This window comes from Streptomyces yangpuensis (assembly GCF_024666385.1).
GTDB lineage: Bacteria > Actinomycetota > Actinomycetes > Streptomycetales > Streptomycetaceae > Streptomyces > Streptomyces yangpuensis.
This window is the reverse complement of the sequence record NZ_CP102514.1, coordinates 1,652,163-1,668,944: the sequence shown is the minus strand read 5'-3', so window position 1 is coordinate 1,668,944 and position 16,782 is coordinate 1,652,163. Positions and strand designations below refer to the sequence as shown.

General features: G+C 73.8%; 17 protein-coding genes. 6 read left to right on the top strand and 11 right to left on the bottom strand.

The genetic code is table 11. The annotated features are described in order from the left end of the window. Positions 1 to 25 precede the first annotated feature (25 nt). Positions 26 to 886, top strand: a complete 861-nt coding sequence (locus NRK68_RS07720) for an esterase/lipase family protein (RefSeq protein ID WP_183069349.1) — start codon at positions 26 to 28, stop codon at positions 884 to 886. A 34-nt stretch (positions 887 to 920) separates the two neighbouring features. On the opposite strand, the gene NRK68_RS07715 is transcribed toward NRK68_RS07720, so the two are convergent. The 3 genes from NRK68_RS07715 to NRK68_RS07705 all read right to left on the bottom strand — a co-directional run bounded on the left by NRK68_RS07715 (position 921) and on the right by NRK68_RS07705 (position 3,654). Next, positions 921 to 2,003 (bottom strand): lytic polysaccharide monooxygenase auxiliary activity family 9 protein, encoded by a 1,083-nt coding sequence (locus NRK68_RS07715; RefSeq protein WP_183069350.1) that lies wholly within the window; start codon positions 2,001 to 2,003, stop codon positions 921 to 923. Positions 2,004 to 2,233: 230 nt separating this feature from the next. After that, on the bottom strand, positions 2,234 to 2,716 hold the full coding sequence (locus NRK68_RS07710; protein WP_183069351.1) for a ribonuclease FAU-1 family protein: 483 nt from the start codon (positions 2,714 to 2,716) through the stop codon (positions 2,234 to 2,236). After that, positions 2,701 to 3,654: a GNAT family N-acetyltransferase gene (locus NRK68_RS07705; protein WP_257855420.1), complete on the bottom strand. Its 954-nt coding sequence runs from the start codon at positions 3,652 to 3,654 to the stop codon at positions 2,701 to 2,703. The genes NRK68_RS07710 and NRK68_RS07705 overlap by 16 nt, the downstream gene beginning before the upstream one ends. Before the next feature lie 71 nt (positions 3,655 to 3,725). On the opposite strand from NRK68_RS07705, the gene NRK68_RS07700 reads away from it, so the two are divergent. Further along, complete coding sequence (locus tag NRK68_RS07700) at positions 3,726 to 4,115, top strand: GntR family transcriptional regulator (protein WP_257855418.1); 390 nt, start codon at positions 3,726 to 3,728, stop codon at positions 4,113 to 4,115. A 123-nt stretch (positions 4,116 to 4,238) separates the two neighbouring features. Here the strand turns inward: NRK68_RS07700 and NRK68_RS07695 are convergent, their stop codons facing one another. Then, complete coding sequence (locus NRK68_RS07695; RefSeq protein WP_183069353.1) at positions 4,239 to 5,333, bottom strand: DUF5925 domain-containing protein; 1,095 nt, start codon at positions 5,331 to 5,333, stop codon at positions 4,239 to 4,241. A gap of 205 nt (positions 5,334 to 5,538) precedes the next feature. Here NRK68_RS07695 and NRK68_RS07690 point away from each other — a divergent pair, with 205 nt between their 5' ends. Further along, entirely contained in the window at positions 5,539 to 6,342 is an 804-nt protein-coding gene (locus NRK68_RS07690) for an SGNH/GDSL hydrolase family protein (RefSeq protein ID WP_183069393.1), read from the top strand. Here NRK68_RS07690 and NRK68_RS07685 read toward each other — a convergent pair. Beyond that, positions 6,312 to 8,054 carry a serine/threonine-protein kinase gene (locus NRK68_RS07685; protein WP_257855417.1) on the bottom strand — a complete coding sequence of 581 codons (1,743 nt, stop codon included), beginning with the start codon at positions 8,052 to 8,054 and terminating at the stop codon, positions 6,312 to 6,314. The two genes, NRK68_RS07690 and NRK68_RS07685, sit on opposite strands and share 31 nt — an antisense overlap. 290 nt (positions 8,055 to 8,344) lie before the next feature. Here NRK68_RS07685 and NRK68_RS07680 point away from each other — a divergent pair, with 290 nt between their 5' ends. Continuing rightward, positions 8,345 to 8,614: a hypothetical protein gene (locus NRK68_RS07680; RefSeq protein WP_183069355.1), complete on the top strand. Its 270-nt coding sequence runs from the start codon at positions 8,345 to 8,347 to the stop codon at positions 8,612 to 8,614. Between the two features lie 54 nt (positions 8,615 to 8,668). Here the strand turns inward: NRK68_RS07680 and NRK68_RS07675 are convergent, their stop codons facing one another. From NRK68_RS07675 to NRK68_RS07665, 3 genes are all read right to left on the bottom strand, one after another. Continuing rightward, positions 8,669 to 9,865 carry a CaiB/BaiF CoA transferase family protein gene (locus tag NRK68_RS07675; protein ID WP_257857791.1) on the bottom strand — a complete coding sequence of 399 codons (1,197 nt, stop codon included), beginning with the start codon at positions 9,863 to 9,865 and terminating at the stop codon, positions 8,669 to 8,671. 108 nt (positions 9,866 to 9,973) lie between these two features. After that, positions 9,974 to 10,756: an ABC transporter permease gene (locus NRK68_RS07670; RefSeq protein ID WP_183069356.1), complete on the bottom strand. Its 783-nt coding sequence runs from the start codon at positions 10,754 to 10,756 to the stop codon at positions 9,974 to 9,976. Continuing rightward, complete coding sequence (locus NRK68_RS07665) at positions 10,753 to 11,742, bottom strand: ATP-binding cassette domain-containing protein (RefSeq protein ID WP_257855410.1); 990 nt, start codon at positions 11,740 to 11,742, stop codon at positions 10,753 to 10,755. The genes NRK68_RS07670 and NRK68_RS07665 overlap by 4 nt, the downstream gene beginning before the upstream one ends. A 73-nt stretch (positions 11,743 to 11,815) precedes the next feature. Between NRK68_RS07665 and NRK68_RS07660 the strand changes: the two genes are divergently transcribed. Next, the gene (locus NRK68_RS07660) at positions 11,816 to 12,541 is read left to right on the top strand and encodes a TetR/AcrR family transcriptional regulator (RefSeq protein ID WP_257855409.1); all 726 of its coding nucleotides are present in this window, start codon (positions 11,816 to 11,818) and stop codon (positions 12,539 to 12,541) included. A gap of 266 nt (positions 12,542 to 12,807) precedes the next feature. Here the strand turns inward: NRK68_RS07660 and NRK68_RS07655 are convergent, their stop codons facing one another. Further along, positions 12,808 to 13,932 (bottom strand): type ISP restriction/modification enzyme, encoded by a 1,125-nt coding sequence (locus tag NRK68_RS07655; protein ID WP_183069395.1) that lies wholly within the window; start codon positions 13,930 to 13,932, stop codon positions 12,808 to 12,810. Positions 13,933 to 14,116: 184 nt separating this feature from the next. On the opposite strand from NRK68_RS07655, the gene NRK68_RS07650 reads away from it, so the two are divergent. Continuing rightward, positions 14,117 to 14,278, top strand: a complete 162-nt coding sequence (locus NRK68_RS07650; RefSeq protein WP_183069359.1) for a hypothetical protein — start codon at positions 14,117 to 14,119, stop codon at positions 14,276 to 14,278. Positions 14,279 to 14,339: 61 nt separating this feature from the next. Here NRK68_RS07650 and NRK68_RS07645 read toward each other — a convergent pair whose 3' ends face one another. Next, positions 14,340 to 15,089 carry a GntR family transcriptional regulator gene (locus NRK68_RS07645; RefSeq protein WP_257855407.1) on the bottom strand — a complete coding sequence of 250 codons (750 nt, stop codon included), beginning with the start codon at positions 15,087 to 15,089 and terminating at the stop codon, positions 14,340 to 14,342. 163 nt (positions 15,090 to 15,252) lie between these two features. After that, a complete protein-coding gene (hmgA, locus tag NRK68_RS07640) occupies positions 15,253 to 16,581 on the bottom strand; it encodes a homogentisate 1,2-dioxygenase (RefSeq protein WP_183069361.1) in 1,329 nt (442 codons plus the stop codon). Positions 16,582 to 16,782: the final 201 nt, after the last annotated feature.

Below are 16,782 nucleotides of genomic sequence, written 5' to 3'. Positions count from 1 at the left end.
GAGTCGAACGCAAGGAGATCACACGATGCTGCCCTGGAGACGCCTGCTCCGCCCGCTGGCCGTCCTCACCCTCACCGCAGCCGCACTCGTCGCCCCCACCGGCACGGCGCAGGCCGCATCCGCCCCCAGCAGCGGCTGGAACAACTGGTCCTGCAAGCCGTCCGCCGCCCACCCCCGCCCCGTCGTCCTCGTCCACGGAACCTTCGGCAACTCCTGGGACAACTGGCTCGGTCTCGCCCCGTACCTGGTGCACCGCGGGTACTGCGTCTACTCGCTCGACTACGGCCAGCTGCCCGGCGTGCCCTTCTTCAACGGGCTCGGCCCCATCGACAAGTCCGCCGAACAGCTCGACGTCTTCGTCGACCGGGTGCTCGCCGCCACCGGCGCGTCCAAGACCGACATCATCGGACACTCCCAGGGCGGCATGATGCCGCGCTACTACCTGAAGTTCCTCGGCGGCGCCGAGAAGGTCAACGCGCTGGTCGGGCTCGCCCCCGACAACCACGGCACCACCCTGCTCGGGTTCACCAAGCTCCTCCCGTACTTCCCCGGGGCCGAGGACCTGATCAGCAGCGCCACCCCCGGCCTCGCCGACCAGATCGCCGGCTCCGCCTTCCTCCAGAAGCTCAACGAGGGCGGGGACACCGTGCCCGGCGTGAAGTACACGGTGATCGCCACCAAGTACGACGAGGTGGTGACGCCGTACCGGAGCGGCTTCCTGGAGGGGCCGAACGTACGCAATGTCGTGCTCCAGGACCTGTGCTTCCTGGACCTCTCGGAGCACGTGGCCATCGGGCTCACCGACCGGATCGCCTGGCACGAGGCGGTCAACGCCCTCGACCCGGCCAACGCCGAACGGACCACCTGCGCCTCGGTCTTCGACTGACCCGAGACGCGGGCGGTCCGCCCGGGGACACCCCCTAGCGGCCGCGCCGGCCCGCCGTCGTCGCACGGCGGCGGGCTGCCGCGAACAGCACGGCCGCGCCGACGGCCAGGGCGCCGGCCCCGGCGATGGCGATGGACGGGGTGGCGCTGTTGCCGCCGGTCTCCGCCAGGTTGCCGTGTGCCGACGCGCCCGGGTCCGCCGGGTTCGCGGGGGCGGGCGAGGACGGGGACGGGAGGGAGGCACCGGCCGCGCCGTTCGTCTTCGGGTCGTTGTCGCCGTGGCCGTTGTGCTCCACCGAGGACTTGCCGGCGCCGTCGGCGATCTGCTGGTCCGTCGGGGCCGAGGGCTTCTCGGACGGCTTGGACCCGGTGCCGGTGCCGGTGCCGGTGCCGGTACCCGTGCCGTTGCCCGTGCTGGGCCTGGTGCTCGGCGCGGCCCCCGTACCGCCGTTGCCGCCGTTCCCGCCGCCGTTGTCCTTGCCGAAGACCACGTCCGAGCAGGTGTAGAAGGCCTCCGGGCTGTCGGAGCGCTGCCAGATGCTGTAGATCAGGTGGCGGCCGGACTTGTTCGGGACGGTCCCGGAGAACACGTAGTCGCCGTTCTGCATGCCCGGGTCGGTGGCCTTCGCGAACGGCGCGGGCTCCAGGTCGGACCACTTCAGCGGCTTCGTCGGGTCGTAGCCGTCCTTCGTCACGTACAGCTCGAAGGAGCCCTTGTGCGGGGCCGTGCCCTTGTAGCGGAAGGTGTGCGGGCCGGCGGACATCGGGCCGGCCGGCCAGTCCGCGCGGGCCAGGTCCAGCCCCTGGTACTTGTCGTTGCCGGCGGAGCACAGCTGACCGTTGGGGATCAGCGCCCGGTGGTTCCCGGCCGCGTTGGCGATGTTCACGGCGTTCCAGTCGTAGAACGCCTGTGTCCCGCTCGCGGCGACGGCCGCCTTGCACGCCGCGGACTTCGGCGACTCCGGCCCCTCCGCGTAGCACGCCGCGACCCTGCTGACCGGGTCCGTCATCGAGCCGTGTGCGGCCGCGGGCACGGCGGCGTACGCGACCAGCGCGAGCGGGGCGAGACCGGCGGCGGCGATACGGGTCGGCGTCACGGTGCGGCGGCGTGCGGACATGAGGGATCTCCTTCGGGCAAAGGCAGGGGCGTGCCGGCGAATCGGGCTCGGCGGCGCCGCCCCCCGGCGGCGCCACGACCGGCCCTTCCTGTCCTGGCCCCGCCAAGCTAGCCCCCGGACCACGCCTTTTCGCCGCCCGGACCGCCCCGGAGAGGATCCTTAGGGTCCGCTTAAGGCTGGCACAAGCACCGCCTCAGGAACCGGCCCCCGGCCCGTGCGGAGCCGGTGTTTCAGGGCAGGAGTGCGGCCAGGCCGGGAGCGGAGCGGGCCTGGTCGTCCAGGGCGTCCAGGGCGCGGACCGCCTGGGCCGCCGCCTCCGGGTCGCTCGTGGCCAGCCCGCTCTCGGCGAACTCGTCCTCGTCCAGCCGCAGCACCGACGTCCCGTCCGCCGAGACCCACAGGTCGAGGTCCAGGTCCTCCACCAGGATCTCCCCGCTGCGGACCAGGGCCGGGCGCGTCACGTCGCAGTACCAGCCCTTCAGGACGCCGTCGCCCGTCCACACCTCCTTGACCGCGTACCACCGCGTCCGCCAGAAGTGCTCGACGAACACGTCGCCCGGCTCGAAGCGGACGAAGCCGAAGTCCCGTACGCCCTCCGCCGCCCAGGGGGCCCGGACGGAGATGCGGTCGCCGTCGTCGGCGACCTGCGTCGCCGGATAGCGGATCTTGGTCCGGCCCGCCTTGGTCAGGACGACGGTCAGTTGCTCGGCCACTGGGTTCCCAGCCTCCTCGTGAAGTGCGTCTCGGTCGCGCAGATCTCGTACCCGAACCACCTGTTGATGGCGAGCATCGGTTCGTTGCCGCTGTCGTTGCCGGTGAACGCCTCGGTGTAACCGGCCGCGCGGGCCCGGTGCAGGGAGGCGTTCTTGGCGAGCTTGGCCAGGCCACGTCCCCGGAAGGCGCGCAGGGTGCCGGTCATCGCCGAGCCGTAGCGGGTGGCGCCGTCGGTCCGGGCGGCGCTGAAGGCCACCGCCCGCCCGTCGACGAGGGCGACGATCGTCAGCGTCTTGTCGAGGGAGGGGTGGTGCCAGGTGTGGTTCAGCCAGTCCTGGTAGTCGTCGAGGTCGGCGCCCACGTCACTCGGCTCGTCGGCCGTCGCCTCGGCGTCGATCGCGAAGAGGGGACGGGGATCCGCGGCGAAGGCCTCCGCGGGCAGCAGCTCCACCCCGGCCGGGAGGGCGTCGGGCAGTGCGGGCAGCTCGGCCGCCGCCAGGTCCAGGCGCAGGAAGTGCCCGGAGCGGCCGGGGCGGTAGCCGTGCCGCTCGGCGAAGGCGCGGTGCGCGGGCTCGTCGAGGACCCAGGCGTAGGAGTCCACCGCGCCCTGGGCGGCGAGATGCTCCTCGGCCGTGCGGAGCAGCAGCCGGCCGGCGCCGATACCGCGGCGGGCGGGGTCGACGTACGCGTTGACGTAGCCCTGGCCGGGCCGCGGGCTGTCGTGGGCGATACCGGCCTGGGCGGTGCCGAGGACCTCTCCGTCCGGGGTCTCGGCGACGAGGACCCGGTGGTGCTTCGCGGGATGGGCGGAGGAGAGTTCGAAGGTCAGGTCCCCGGCGCTGGTGATCAGGAACGGCAGGGCCGCGCGGCGCACCCGTACCACCGACTCCACGTCCCGGAGGTCGTCGGGACGCAGATCTCGGATCAGAATGCTCATGCGCCAGACGCTACGTGGGCGCTCGCGCCCGGCGCCTCCCAATTAACCGCCGATGGTGGACAATCAGCCGCGTGAGCTCGACGAACCTGAAGATCACCATTGACGGCTCGGCCGGGTCGGCCGCCCCGTACGAACAGCTGCGCGCGCAGATCGCCGCCCGGGCCCGGTCCGGGAAGCTGCCGGCCGGCTTCAAGCTGCCGACGGTACGGGGGCTGGCGGAGGACCTGGGACTGGCCGCCAACACCGTCGCGAAGGCCTACCGGGCGCTGGAGGCGGACGGGGTGGTCGAGACGCGGGGCCGCAACGGGACCTTCGTCGCGGCGGCGGGAGAGGGCGCGGCGCGCGAGGCCGCGTCGGCCGCGCAGGCGTACGCGGAGCGGGTACGGCGGCTGGGTCTGACGGAGGCGGAGGCGGTCGCCGCCGCCACCGAAGCCCTCCGGGCCCGGTACGCCGCCGAGTAGCCCTGCCCGTTCGCCGGGGCCCCGCGCCCGCCGCCGAGGCGCAGCCGCGGGCCGGTTGCGGGCCGGTTGCGGGGGCTCCGCCCCGGGCCCCCGCGCCTCGAACGCCCGCGGGGCCGAGTTCCGCTAGAGGTAGAGGCCGGCCTCCGAGTGGGGCTGTGGCGGCAGGACCGCCGCCGGGCCCGTGCCGCGGCGGAGGGCGAAGAGTTCCGCCAGGGTGGCGCCCTCGCGGGAGACGCCCTCCTCGGTGCCCAGCCAGTCCACCGCCTCACGGTGGGTCAGCCGGCCCACCTCGATGCGGGCCAGGCAGCGCCCCGGGCGGACCACCGCGGGGTGGAGCCGCTCCAGGTCCTCGTTGGTCGTCACGCCGACCAGGACGTTGCGGCCCTGCCCCAGCAGACCGTCCGTCAGGTTCAGCAGCCGCGACAGTGCCTGGCCGGCGGTGTGCCGGGCCTCGCCGCGGATCAGTTCGTCGCAGTCCTCCAGCAGCAGGAGCCGCCAGCGGCCCTTCGCCGTGCCCTCGTCCTCGCCGATCGCGATGTCCATCAGGTAGCCGACGTCGTTGAACAGCCGCTCCGGGTCCAGGACGCAGTCCACCTGGCACCAGTCCCGCCACGACCGGGCCAGGGTGCGCAGGGCCGAGGTCTTGCCGGTGCCCGGCGGGCCGTGCAGCAGGAGCAGCCGGCCCGCGATGTCGTCCGGGGTCACCTTCATCAGCCGGTCCATCGCCCCGGCGACCGGCGCGGTGTAGTTGGGCCGCACCTCCGCCCAGGTCCCGGCCGCGATCTGGCGGGTCGTCCGGTACGGGCCGCGGCGCGGGGAGACGTACCAGAAGCCCATCGTGACGTTCTCCGGCTGCGGTTCCGGCTCGTCCTGCACCCCCTCGGTGGCCTCGCCGAGCACGCCGGCGGCGAGTTCGTCGCTGACCGCGGTCACGGTGACGTCCGCGCCCCGGCTCCACCGCGAGACGAGCATGGTCCAGCCCTCGCCCTCGGCGAGGGTGGCGCTGCGGTCGCTGTCGCGCGCCGAGCGCAACACCGTGGCCTCCGGCGGCAGAAGCGTCGCCTCCGCCTTGACCCGCTCGATCGACACGCTGTGCGAGTAGGGCTGCTCGCCCGAGGCGAACCGGCCGAGGAACAGCGCGTCGACGACGTCCGACGGCGAGTCGCTGTCGTCGACGTTGAGCCGGATCGGCAGCGCGTCATGCGGGTTGGCTGGCATGGCGCCCATGATCCGGCACGAGGTGCCGTCGTGCACCCGTGTTTCGCCGGATCGGGTGCCAAGTTCCCCCTTCAAACGCAGGGCGGGTGAAGATTCGGCCCTCGACCCTGCTCCGAACATTCTTGGCATGGACACTTCCGGCGACCCTCGGCTGCTTGTACCACGGACTCAGGAGTAACCCCCACAAGGAGCCGCATACATGAGCATGAAGATGTCGCGCTTCGCTGCCCTGACCTCCTCCCTCCTCCTCGCTGCCGGTGCCGCACTCTTCGGCGCCGGCCAGGCTGCCGCCGCCCAGGCGGACTTCGGTTACGTCGCCCTCGGCGACTCGTACTCCTCCGGCCTCGGCGCCGGCAACTACGACGGCACGAGCGGCAACTGCAAGCGCACCACCCGCGCCTACCCCGCCCTCTGGGCCGCGGCCCACTCCCCGCAGACCTTCGCCTTCACCGCCTGCTCCGGTGCCCGTACGGGTGATGTGCTCTCCGGCCAGCTCGGCCCCCTCAACTCCGGGACCGACCTGGTCAGCATCACCATCGGCGGCAACGACGCCGGTTTCTCCGACGTCATGACGACCTGTGTGCTCCAGTCCGAGTCCACCTGCGTCAGCCGCGTGAACCAGGCCAAGGCCTACGTGGACTCCACCCTCCCCGCCCAGCTCGACCAGGTCTACAACGCCATCGACAGCCGGGCGCCCGCCGCCCGCGTCGTCGTCCTCGGCTATCCCCGCTTCTACAAGCTGAACGGCACCTGCACCGCCGGCCTGACCGAGGGCGAGCGCGCCGCCATCAACGGCGCCGCCGACCACCTCAACGCCGCCATCGCCAAACGCGCCGCGAACCACGGCTTCGCCTTCGCCTCGGTCGCCGGCACCTTCACGGGCCACGAGATCTGCTCCGGCAGCCCGTGGCTGCACAGCGTCAACTGGCTGAACATCCCCGAGTCCTACCACCCGACCGCCGCCGGACAGTCCGGCGGCTACCTGCCCGTCCTCACCAGCGCGGCCTGATCCGCACCGCCCGACTCCCCGGCATCCGGGGTCGCCGCGGGACTCGCCGTCGGCGACACCGGGGAGGCCGGGGGCGGGCTCGTACCGGGGGAGGTGGCCCCGCCCGTCGGGGTCGCCTCCTCGCACGTCACGGAGGTCGCCACCCACTCGGTGGCGACCTCCGCCGGTCCCCGCACCTCCAGCCGGACCGCGTCCTGGAAGAGCCCGCCCGGCACGTGCGTCAGCTCGCTGTGCTCCAGCCGCCGGCTCCTGGGCCCCGCCGCCTCGTACGTGACGGACTGCCAGCCGGGCCCGGAGGTCCGCCCGCTCCGCGTGGCCCAGCGGTACTCCAGCGCCACCGGGACCCGCTCCACCTCGACGGTCGCGCTGAAGGCGGGCGCGTGCCCGGCGGGCGGCGGACAGCTACCGGTGTAGGCGGTGCGCACGGCGTCGACGTACACCGAGACGTGCTGGGCCGCGGAGGGCGAGGCCGAGGGTGGCGCGGACGCGGACGCCGGAGCGGTGTCCGGGGGAGCCGTGGTGGCGGCCGGAGCGGTGGCCGCCGGTTTCGTGGGCGCACCCGGGCTCCCGGCGCGGCCGCCCTTGTCCCCGAGGTCCTTGAGCAGGACCCAGCCCAGCGCGGCCAGGGCGAGCAGCAGCAGGGCGATCCCGGCGGCGAGCACCGGGCCGGCCGCGCCCCGGCCCTCCCCGGTTCCGGCCGCGGCGGCCGTTGTGCCCGCCGTCCCGTACGCCGGGCCGTGCGCCATGCGGTTCGCCGGCCCGTTTCCCGCCACGGGCATGGGCATGGGCACGGGCATGGGCACCGGAGGCTGTCCGAGTGCGGGAGTGCGGGGCGCCGACGGCCCGTACGGCCCCGACACCGGCCCGCCGGAGGCCCGTACGGTCCCGCCCGCGCCCACCACCCGGAGCATCGGGGCCGCCTCCGCCGCGTCCAGCCGCTCGGCGGGGTCCTTGCGGAGCAGCCCCGCCAGTACGGGCTCCAGCGGACCGGCCCGGCGCGCCGGGGGAGGCTCCTCGTCCACCACGGCCCGCAGCGTGTCCAGCGCGGTGGCCCGGCGGAACGGCGAGACCCCCTCGACGCAGGCGTAGAGCATCACCCCGAGCGACCACAGGTCCGATCCCGGTCCGGGGTCCCGCCCCGACGCCCGTTCCGGCGCGAGGAATTCGGGGGAGCCGACCACCTCGCCGGTCATGGTGATCACCGAGGAGCCCTCCAGGCTCGCGATCCCGAAGTCGCTGAGCACCACCCGGCCGTCGTTGGCGATCAGTACGTTGGCCGGCTTCACGTCCCGGTGCAGCACCCCCGACTCGTGCGCGGAGCGCAGCGCCGCCAGGACCTGTTCGCCGATGTGCGCCGCGCGCTGCGGGGTCATCGGCCCCTCGGCCTCCAGCACGTCGGCCAGCGAGAGCCCGCGCACCAGCTCCATCACGATCCAGGGCCGGCCGTCCTCGGAAGCCACGTCGTAGACCGTGACCACCCCGCGGTGCGAGACCCTGGCGGCGGCCCAGGCCTCGCGCTCCAGCCTCCGGTACATGCGCTCCAGTTCGGCGGTGTCCAGCCCGGCCGGGGCGCGCACCTCCTTGACGGCGACATCGCGGGCCAGCACCTCGTCGCGGGCCCGCCACACCACACCCATCCCGCCGCGGCCGATCTGCTCCAGCAGCCGGTAGCGGCCCGACACGACACGATCGGAGTTGGATTCCTCACTCACGCGAGCCCCCCGAATGCTTCTGTGCGCCCATGTGTCATCGCCCGGTCACTCCAAGTTAGCGCAGTGTGCGCCAAGTGACCCCAGTCGTGACGAGACTCGCGCAGAGGTCTTCCGGAGCGTGATTCCCGCACCGCCTTCGGTGCGGAGAGTAACGGGCGACTCCGCTGAGTAATCGTCAACTCCCCGTCGCCGCAGGGGTAATTCACACCACCGGGATACCCGCGCGCAACGCGGGGGCGATAGGGTTAACCTGCCCGGGCCGGGTGCCCTCGTACGGGTGGGGAGAGATCATGGAACAGATAGCAATGCGCAGCAGGCCGCCTCGCGTGCCTGCCATCACCTGCGGCAGCAGTGCGACCAGCTCGCGCCTCGACCGCCATCTCGCCGTGCTGGGCGGGCCCGCCGTCCCGCACCGGGAGGCCGCGGAGGCGACGCTGCTGATGCGGGAGCTCACCTCCCGCGACCATACGCACCGTCTGCGGAGCCGGAGCGCGCGCGTCTCGCTCTTCGCGCCGCTGCGCCGTCTGCGTCGCTCGCTCTTCGGCAGCCGCCGCTCGTAACTGACCCCGCACCCGCGGCCGTTCGCCCGTCCGGCGGCGTCCGGCCACCCGGCCCTACGCGATCACACCGTCCCGGCGCAGTTCCGAGATCTGTGCGCCCGCCATCCCCAGGGCGCTCAAGAGATCATCGGTGTGCTCACCCAGCGCGGGCACCGCACCCATGTGCGGTGCCGCGCCGCCCGGCAGCCCGATCGGCGGCAGCAGGGCCCGCAGCGGACCCACCGGCGATCCCACCTCCCGCCACCGGTCCCTGGCCGCGAGCTGCGGATGCCCGGCCAGTTGCGCCACCGAGTTCAGCCGCGCGCAGGCGATGCCCGCCGCCTCCAGCCGCCCGATCGCCTCGTCCGCGCCCAGCCGGCCCAGGGCCTCGGCCACGACCGCGTCGGTCTTCTCCCGGTTCCCGGTACGCGCCGTGTTCGTCGCGTACGCCGGATCGTCCGCCAACTCCGGTTGCTCCAGAACCTGTTGGACGAGGCGCCGCCACTCCCGGTCGTTCTGCACCGACAGCAGCACCCGGTCCCCGTCCGCCGTCGGATAGGCGTCGTAGGGGGCGATCACCGCGTGCGCGAGCCCGGTGCGCACCGGCTGCTCCCCGCCGTGCATGGTGTGGTGCAGCGGATGGCCCATCCACTCGGCGAGCGCGTCCAGCATCGACACCTCCACCGGGCCGCCGCGCCCGGTGATCCCACGGCGCAGCAGCGCGGCCAGCACCCCGGAGAAGGCGTACATGGCCGCCGCGATGTCCGCCGCCGGGATCCCCGCCTTGACGGGCTGCTCCGGGGTGCCGGTCACCGACACCAGGCCCGCCTCGCACTGCACCAGCATGTCGTAGGCACGCTTGTGGGCGTACGGGCCCTGTGCGCCGTAGCCGGACACGTCCACGGCCACCAGCCGCGGGTAGCGGGCGCACAGGGCGGCCGAGTCGAGCCCGAGGCGCGCGGCGGCTCCCTGGGCGAGGTTCTGCACGAAGACGTCCGCGTCGGCCAGCAGGCCGTGCAGCACCTCACGGCCGCGCGGGTCCTTCAGGTCGAGCGCGATCGACTCCTTGCCCCGGTTGGCCCACACGAAGTGCGAGGCGAGTCCGTGTGCGGCGGTGTCGTAGCCACGGGCGAAGTCGCCGCCGTCGGGCCGCTCCACCTTGATCACTCTGGCGCCGAGGTCGGCGAGCTGGCGGGTGGCGAAGGGAGCCGAGACGGCCTGTTCGACGGCGACGACGGTGATGCCGTCCAGGGGCAGCGGTTCGGTGGTCATGGGGCTGGTCATGGGCCCTGCCTACCTGTTCGGGAGGGTGTCTGTCACCACTCCCGGGTGATTCGGCCGGTGCCGCGGGCCGCGATCCGCCCGTCCGTCCCCGACCGTCTACCCGCGGGCGAAGCGGCGGGTGGCCGGCGGTACGAACACCACGAGGAGCAGCAGCGACCACAGCAGCGCCCCGGCCACCGGGTGCGCGGCGGGCCAGGCGGCGTCCGCGCCGGCCTGCGCGCCCGCGTTCCCGCACAGCTCGCGCACGGCGGTCGCGACGGCGCTGATCGGGTTCCACTCGGCGATCGTGCGCAGCCATCCGGGCAGGCCGTCGGTCGGCAGGTACGCGCTGGAGAGCATCGGCAGGACGAAGGTGGCGCCGGCCAGTTGGCCCGCCGCCTCCTCGCTGCGGCTGAGCAGGCCCAGGTAGGTGCCCACCCAGGCGGTGGCGAAGCGGAACAGCAGCAGCACGCCCAGGGCCCCCAGCGCGCCGGGCAGGCCGTTCTCGATCCGCCAGCCCATCGCCAGCCCCACCAGCATCAGCGGCACCATCGACACGGCCGTGGTGAGCAGGTCGGCCGCGGTCTGCCCGAGCGGGACGGCGGCGCGGCTCATCGGCAGGGTCCGGAAGCGGTCCATCACCCCGCGGTGGGCGTCCTGAGCGGCCGTGAACATGCCGGTCATCAGGCCGTTCGCGGCGGTGGCGGCGAGCAGCCCAGGCACCAGGAACTCCCGGTACTCGGCTCCGGGCATGGCGAGCGCGCTGCCGAAGACGTAGCCGAAGAAGAGCAGCATCGTGATCGGCATGGTCTGGGTGAGGATCAGGAGCGCCGGTGCGTGCCGGGCCTTCTGGAGCTGGCGGGTGAGCACGGCTCCGCCGTCGGACAGCAGCGTGCTCATGCGGCGCTCTCCTGAAGATCCTGCTCGTGGCCGGCGGGCGCGGTGCGGGGCCGGGGGCGGGTGAGGCGGAGGAACACCTCGTCGAGGGTGGGCGGGCGCAGGCGAGCGTCGGTGACCGGGACGCCTGCGGTGTCGAGCTCGCGGATGATCCGGGGCAGGGTGATCCCGGCGTCGAGGACGGTCACGCCGACGGTCAGCCGTTCCTCGTCGAGCACGGGCCGGCCGCCGGTGAGCCGGTCGAGTACGGCGGCGGCGCCGGCGAGTTCCTCGCGCGCGGTGACGGCGACCTCGGCGCGGGACCCGATGCGGGCCTTGAGCCGGGCCGGGGTGCCTCCGGCGAGGGCGCGGCCTTCGGAGACGACGGTGATGTCGTCGGCCAGCCGGTCGGCCTCCTCCAGGTACTGGGTGGTGAGCAGCACCGTGGTGCCCTCCTCGGCGAGCGCGCGCACCGCCGTCCAGATGTGCTCGCGGGCGGCGGGGTCCAGTCCGGTGGTGGGCTCGTCGAGGAAGAGTACGCGGGGGCGGGTGACGAGTCCGGCGGCCAGGTCCAGGCGTCGTCGCATGCCGCCGGACCAGGTGGAGGCCATCCGGTCGGCGGCCTCGGCGAGCCCGAAACGCTCCAGCAGTTCGTCGGCGCGGGAGCGGCCTGCGGGGCCCCGCAGTCCGGCGAGCCGGGCGAACAGCCGGAGGTTCTCGCGGCCCGTCAGATCCCCGTCGACGGAGGCGTACTGGCCGGTCACGCCGATGGCGCGGCGGACGGCCGCCGGGTCTCGGGTGACGTCGTGGCCGGCGACGAGGGCGCGGCCGCCGGTGGGTGCGGTGAGGGTGGTGAGGATCTGGACGGCGGTGGTCTTGCCCGCGCCGTTGGGGCCGAGGAGGCCGCAGACCGAGCCCTCGGGGACGGCGAGGTCGAGTCCACGCAGGGCGTGGATCCGGCCGTAGCTCTTCTCCAGACCTTCACTAAGTACAGCGTACGTAGTCGTCATGCGCGTCACCGTACCTCATTACGTACGCCGTACGTAACTAAGATGGTGTCGAGACGACGAGGTGATCTGAGCGATGACAGCCGGCGGGCGACCCGCTGAACCCGAAGTGATCTGGTCCCGCCCCCAGCGGGCCGGCCGCGGCCCCAGGCCCGCGCACAGCCGTGAGTCGATCGCGGCCGAGGCGGTGCGGATCGCCGACGCGGAGGGGATCGAGGCCGTCTCCATGCGGCGCGTCGCCGCCGGGATCGGCGCGGGGACCATGTCCCTCTACAACTATGTGCCGCGCAAGGAGGAGCTCTACGAGCTCATGGTCGACGCGGTCGGCGGGGAGTACGAGTTCACCGCGCCGACCGGCGACTGGCGGGCCGATCTGCTGGCCCTCGCCCGCCAGACGCGGGCGCTGATGCACCGCCATCCATGGCTGCCGCGCCTGCTGAGCCCCGTGTACGGCTTCAGTCCGAACGCCCTGCGCTACCTGGAGCACAGCCTGGAGTGCCTGGCGCCGCTGGACGTGCCGGAGGCCGAGAAGCTCGAACTCGTCGCCGCCGTCAACGGCACCGTCGCGACCTATGTGGCGGGGGAGCTGGCGCTGGCCGAACGGGCCCGCGCGCTGCCCTGGAGCGAGGACGAGGAGCAGGGGATACGGACGGCCTGGCTCGGCTCCCGCCTCGCCACGGGGCAGTACCCCCGCCTGGCGGCGGCCGTCTCCGGTGCCGGCCCGGTCCCCGGAGCGGGCCTGGACATGGCCGCAGTCTTCGACCGCTCGGTGACCCGCCTCCTGGGAGCCTGGGGCGCGTAGCGCCCGGGCCCGCGGTGCGGACCCGCGGGCCCGGGCCGCCGTCGGCGGGCGGGCCGGTGGCGCGGTGGCCCGGGCGCGGCCCGCTGACCCGGTGCCGCGGTGCCGCGGTGCGTCGGGGCGTCGGGCGGGCCCGCGGGCCGGTGCGGTGCGCCGCAGGCCGGCGGCGCCCCCGGCTCGCGGCACGGTGCCTCGCCGCGTGGCCGGCGGGCGCGCCCGGCGGGCCGCATCGGACACCGCCCCGGTGCGACCTTGCCCCCGGCGGCCGGTCACAGCAGGGCGAACTGGCCGCCCGGGCCTTCCTCCTGGTGGTCCAGTACGGAGGCCGGGCGGCGGCTCCAGGCGGGCGGCGGCAGTACCCCCGCCGCCCGCAGTTCCGCGGCCGGCAGGCTCGGGCCGGGGTCGAACGCGGCCCGTTCCGGGGCCAGTTCGGCCAGCAGTGCCAGCGTCGTCACCAGCGCCAGCAGCTCCGAGGTCCAGCTCTGCGGCCACTGGGCCGGGCCCAGCGCCGCCAGGCCGTCGGCCTCCGGCCCGCGGTGCGCCGTGCGCGCGGCGAACCAGCTCTCCAGTACCCGCACGCCCTGCGCCTCGTACTCCCACGCCCCGGCCGGTACGGGCGAGACCGTCCCGCTTCCCAGCGCCAGCGTCCCGGTCTCCGCGTCGTACGAGAGCCCGTGCGGCCATCCCCCGACCGCGGAGCGGACGTACGGGCGGCGCCCGCCGGGCAGCCGCGGCGCCTCACCGCCGCGCGCACCGCGCAGCTGCACGGTGAGCAGCCGGTGGCCCAGGTCCAGCCCGGCCCGCCAGCGTTCCGGGTCGGCGGCGAGCGGCACCTCGTACCCGCGCGGACCGGGCCGGCCGGCCGCCAGGATCCAGCACAGGACGTCCTCGGGGGTCACCCGGCCGCCGTGGCGCTCGCTCAGCAGCGGCAGCAGGCCGGGGGCGAGGTTCGGCTCGGCGCCGCCCGGACGCCGGTGCAGCGGGCGGATCCGGCCGAGCCGGCCCGCCGGCAGGTGCGCGGTGACCAGCGGTTCCGGGGTCTCGACCAGGAACAGCTGGTGCTCGTCGAGGACCCGCCAGAGCTCCGGGCGGGCGGTGTCGATGAGCCGCTGGTCGGGCAGGAGCCACTGCTCGTCGAAGGGCTCGCGCAGCACCCGTACGGGGTCGGGGCACGGGCCGGGAGCATCGGCGAAACGGGCCGTCGCCGCCGAGCGCTGCCCCGGCAGGGCCGCAGCCGAGCCGGTGGGCGTACGGCTGCGGCTCGGGCGGAACAGCCGGTCCCGCTCAGCCCCTTCGGCGCCCGCCAGGGCCGCCCAGCGGGTGCGCAGGGCCGCCGGATCGGGCGCGGCCACCCAGTCCCGGCCCAGGCGCAGGCCGCCCACGGCCCAGGGCATCAGATCGTCCAGCAGCGGGTCCTGCTCCAGGTCCTGCTCCAGGTCCGGCTGCGGGTCCGGCTGCGGTGTGTCAGCGCTCACGCCGCCGATGGTAGCGACGGGCTCCGATGGCCGGGCTGCGTCCAGGACGAAGAGCTACGCTCCTTATGTATGCATACGTGCGGTTTCGAGCGAGGAGGCGGTCATGAGCCAGTACGACGAATACTCGACTCCGTCCCAGGCCGAGGGCGAACGCCTCGACGAGGACATGGACGAGGGCCAGCGCAAGGAGCGCCACCCCCAGACGATGCGGACCACACCGTCCCAGGCGGAGGGCGAGCGCACCGCCGACGACGACAGGAAGTGACAGCACCTGCCGTCGGCGTCGGCGTCGGGGCCGGCGTCGGGGCCGGCTTCGGCCGTCAGGGTCAGTGGGCGTCCACCGTCACCGTGAAGGAGAACCGGTCGCCCCGGTAGCGGATCCGCGCGACGTCCACCACCCGGCCGTCCTCGTCGTAGGTCACGCCCGTGTAGTGCAGGATCGGGCTGAGCAGCGGTACCTGAAGCAGTTCGGCGGTCTCCGGGTCCGCGAGCCGCGCCTCCACGGTGTCCGTGATCCGGCTGATGCGCACCCCCACGACGTCCCGCAGCACCTTCGTCATCGGCCAGCGCTCGAGATCGGCGACGTCGACGGCCTCGGCGAACTCCGGCAGGACCGCGTTCTCCGCCCAGTTCGTCGGCTCGCCGCTCTCGCGGTCGCGCCGCAGACGCCGGTACGTCACCACCTCGGGCATGTCCGGGAAATGGTCCAGCAGCTCCCCGGCCACAGGCGTGCGCGCGTGACCGAGGACCGTGGTGCGCTCGCCCGACTGCTGGGCCACGATCGCGTCGACGGAACCCAGCAGCCGGACCGGGGTGCTGCGCAGCGCACCCGGCTCGATGAAGGTCCCGCGCCGCCGGTGCCGGCTGATCAGCCCCTCGCCCTCCAGCTCCTTGAGCGCCTGCCGCATGGTCAGCACGCTCACCCCGTAGTGCTCGGCCAGCTGCTCCTCGGTGGGCAGGCGCAGCGACGCGTCCGGGGTGCGCCCCAGTATCGAGGCGCGGAGCGACTGCGAGACCTGGTACCAGAGCGGCAGCTTCCGGTTCAGGACCAGCGAGTCGGGGGCGAAGGCGGTCACGGGTGGATCTCCGAACGGCTGACGGCAGACGGCTGACGGGCGACGGCTTACGACTTACGGCTTGTGCCTCACGGCTTGCGCCTCACGGCTTGCCTTGCGGCGGCTTACGGTGCTGACCTGCATGCGCACGCGGGGCGGGCGCATGCAGGGTACGCAGTACGGGTCAGGCGCGGAAGTGGCGCTGCAGACCCTGCCACACGTCGTCGTAACCGCGCTGGAGGTGATCCGCGCCGGCCGCCTGGGCGGTGGCGGTGATCGGCCAGCGGGTCTCGAACATGAAGGCCAGGCCGTCGTCGATCTTCTGCGGCTTCAGTTCGGCGGCGCTGGCCTTGTCGAAGGTCTCGTGGTCGGGGCCGTGCGCGGACATCATGTTGTGGAGCGAGCCGCCGCCGGGGACGAAGCCCTCCGCCTTGGCGTCGTAGGCGCCCTCGATCAGGCCCATGTACTCGCTCATCACGTTGCGGTGGAAGTACGGCGGGCGGAAGGTGTCCTCGCCGACCAGCCAGCGGGGTGCGAACACCACGAAGTCCACGCCCGCCAGGCCCGGGGTGTCCGAGGGCGAGGTCAGGACGGTGAAGATCGACGGGTCCGGGTGGTCGTAGCTGATCGTGCCCAGGACGTTGAAACGGCGCAGGTCGTAGACGTACGGGACGTGCGTGCCGTACCAGGCGACCACGTCGAGCGGGGAGTGGCCGTAGGTGGCCGACCAGAGGTTGCCGCAGAACTTGTTGATCACCTCGGTGGGGCGCTCGACGTCCTCGTACGCGGCCACCGGGGCCCGGAAGTCCCGCGCGGCGGCGAGGCCGTTGGCGCCGATCGGGCCGAGGTCCGGCAGGACGAAGGGCTGGCCGTAGTTCTCGCAGACGTAGCCGCGGGCGTCGGCGTCCAGCAGTTCGACGCGGAAGCGGACGCCGCGCGGGATGATCGCCACGTCGCCCGGACGGGCGGCGAGCAGGCCCAGCTCGGTGCGCAGGAGCAGGCCGCCGCGCTCGGGGACGATCAGCAGCTCGCCGTCGGAGTCGCTGAACACCCGGTCCGTCATGGACGCGTTGGCTGCGTAGAGGTGGACGGCCATGCCGGTGCGCTGGGTCGCGTCGCCGTTGCCGCCGAGGGTCCACAGGCCGGCCAGGAAGTCGGTGCCGGGTGCCGGGTCGGGCAGCGGGTTCCAGCGCAGCCGGTTCGGGTCCGCGGGCGCCTCGGTGAAGGGGGCGGTGCGCAGGGCCCCGTTGTCGATGCGGGTGAAGGGCGGGTGCGCGGCCGAGGGGCGGATCCGGTAGAGCCAGGAGCGGCGGTTGTGGCTGCGGGGCTCGGTGAAGGCGCTGCCGCTGAGCTGCTCGGCGTAGAGGCCGAGGGGGGCCCGCTGGGGCGAGTTCCGGCCGAGCGGCAGTGCGCCGGGGACGGCCTCGGAGCTGTGTTCGTTGCCGAAGCCGGTGAGGTACTCCAGTGCCTCGGCCGTCTTCCGGGCCTGCTCGCTGCCGGCCTGCTCGCTCATGTGCTGCTCCCACTCCGTCGAAGGAATCCTATGGTCGACAGTAGGATTCCGCGGCCCGTGCGTCAACGGCGTCCCGGCGTCGCCCTGGGGCGGCCCGGTGCCGTCCTGGTGCCGTCCTGATGTCGTCCTGATGTCGTCCTGGCGCCGTCCGTCATGGGTCCGGGGTGGCGGGGCGGGAGGAAACGACAGGATCCGGGAGGA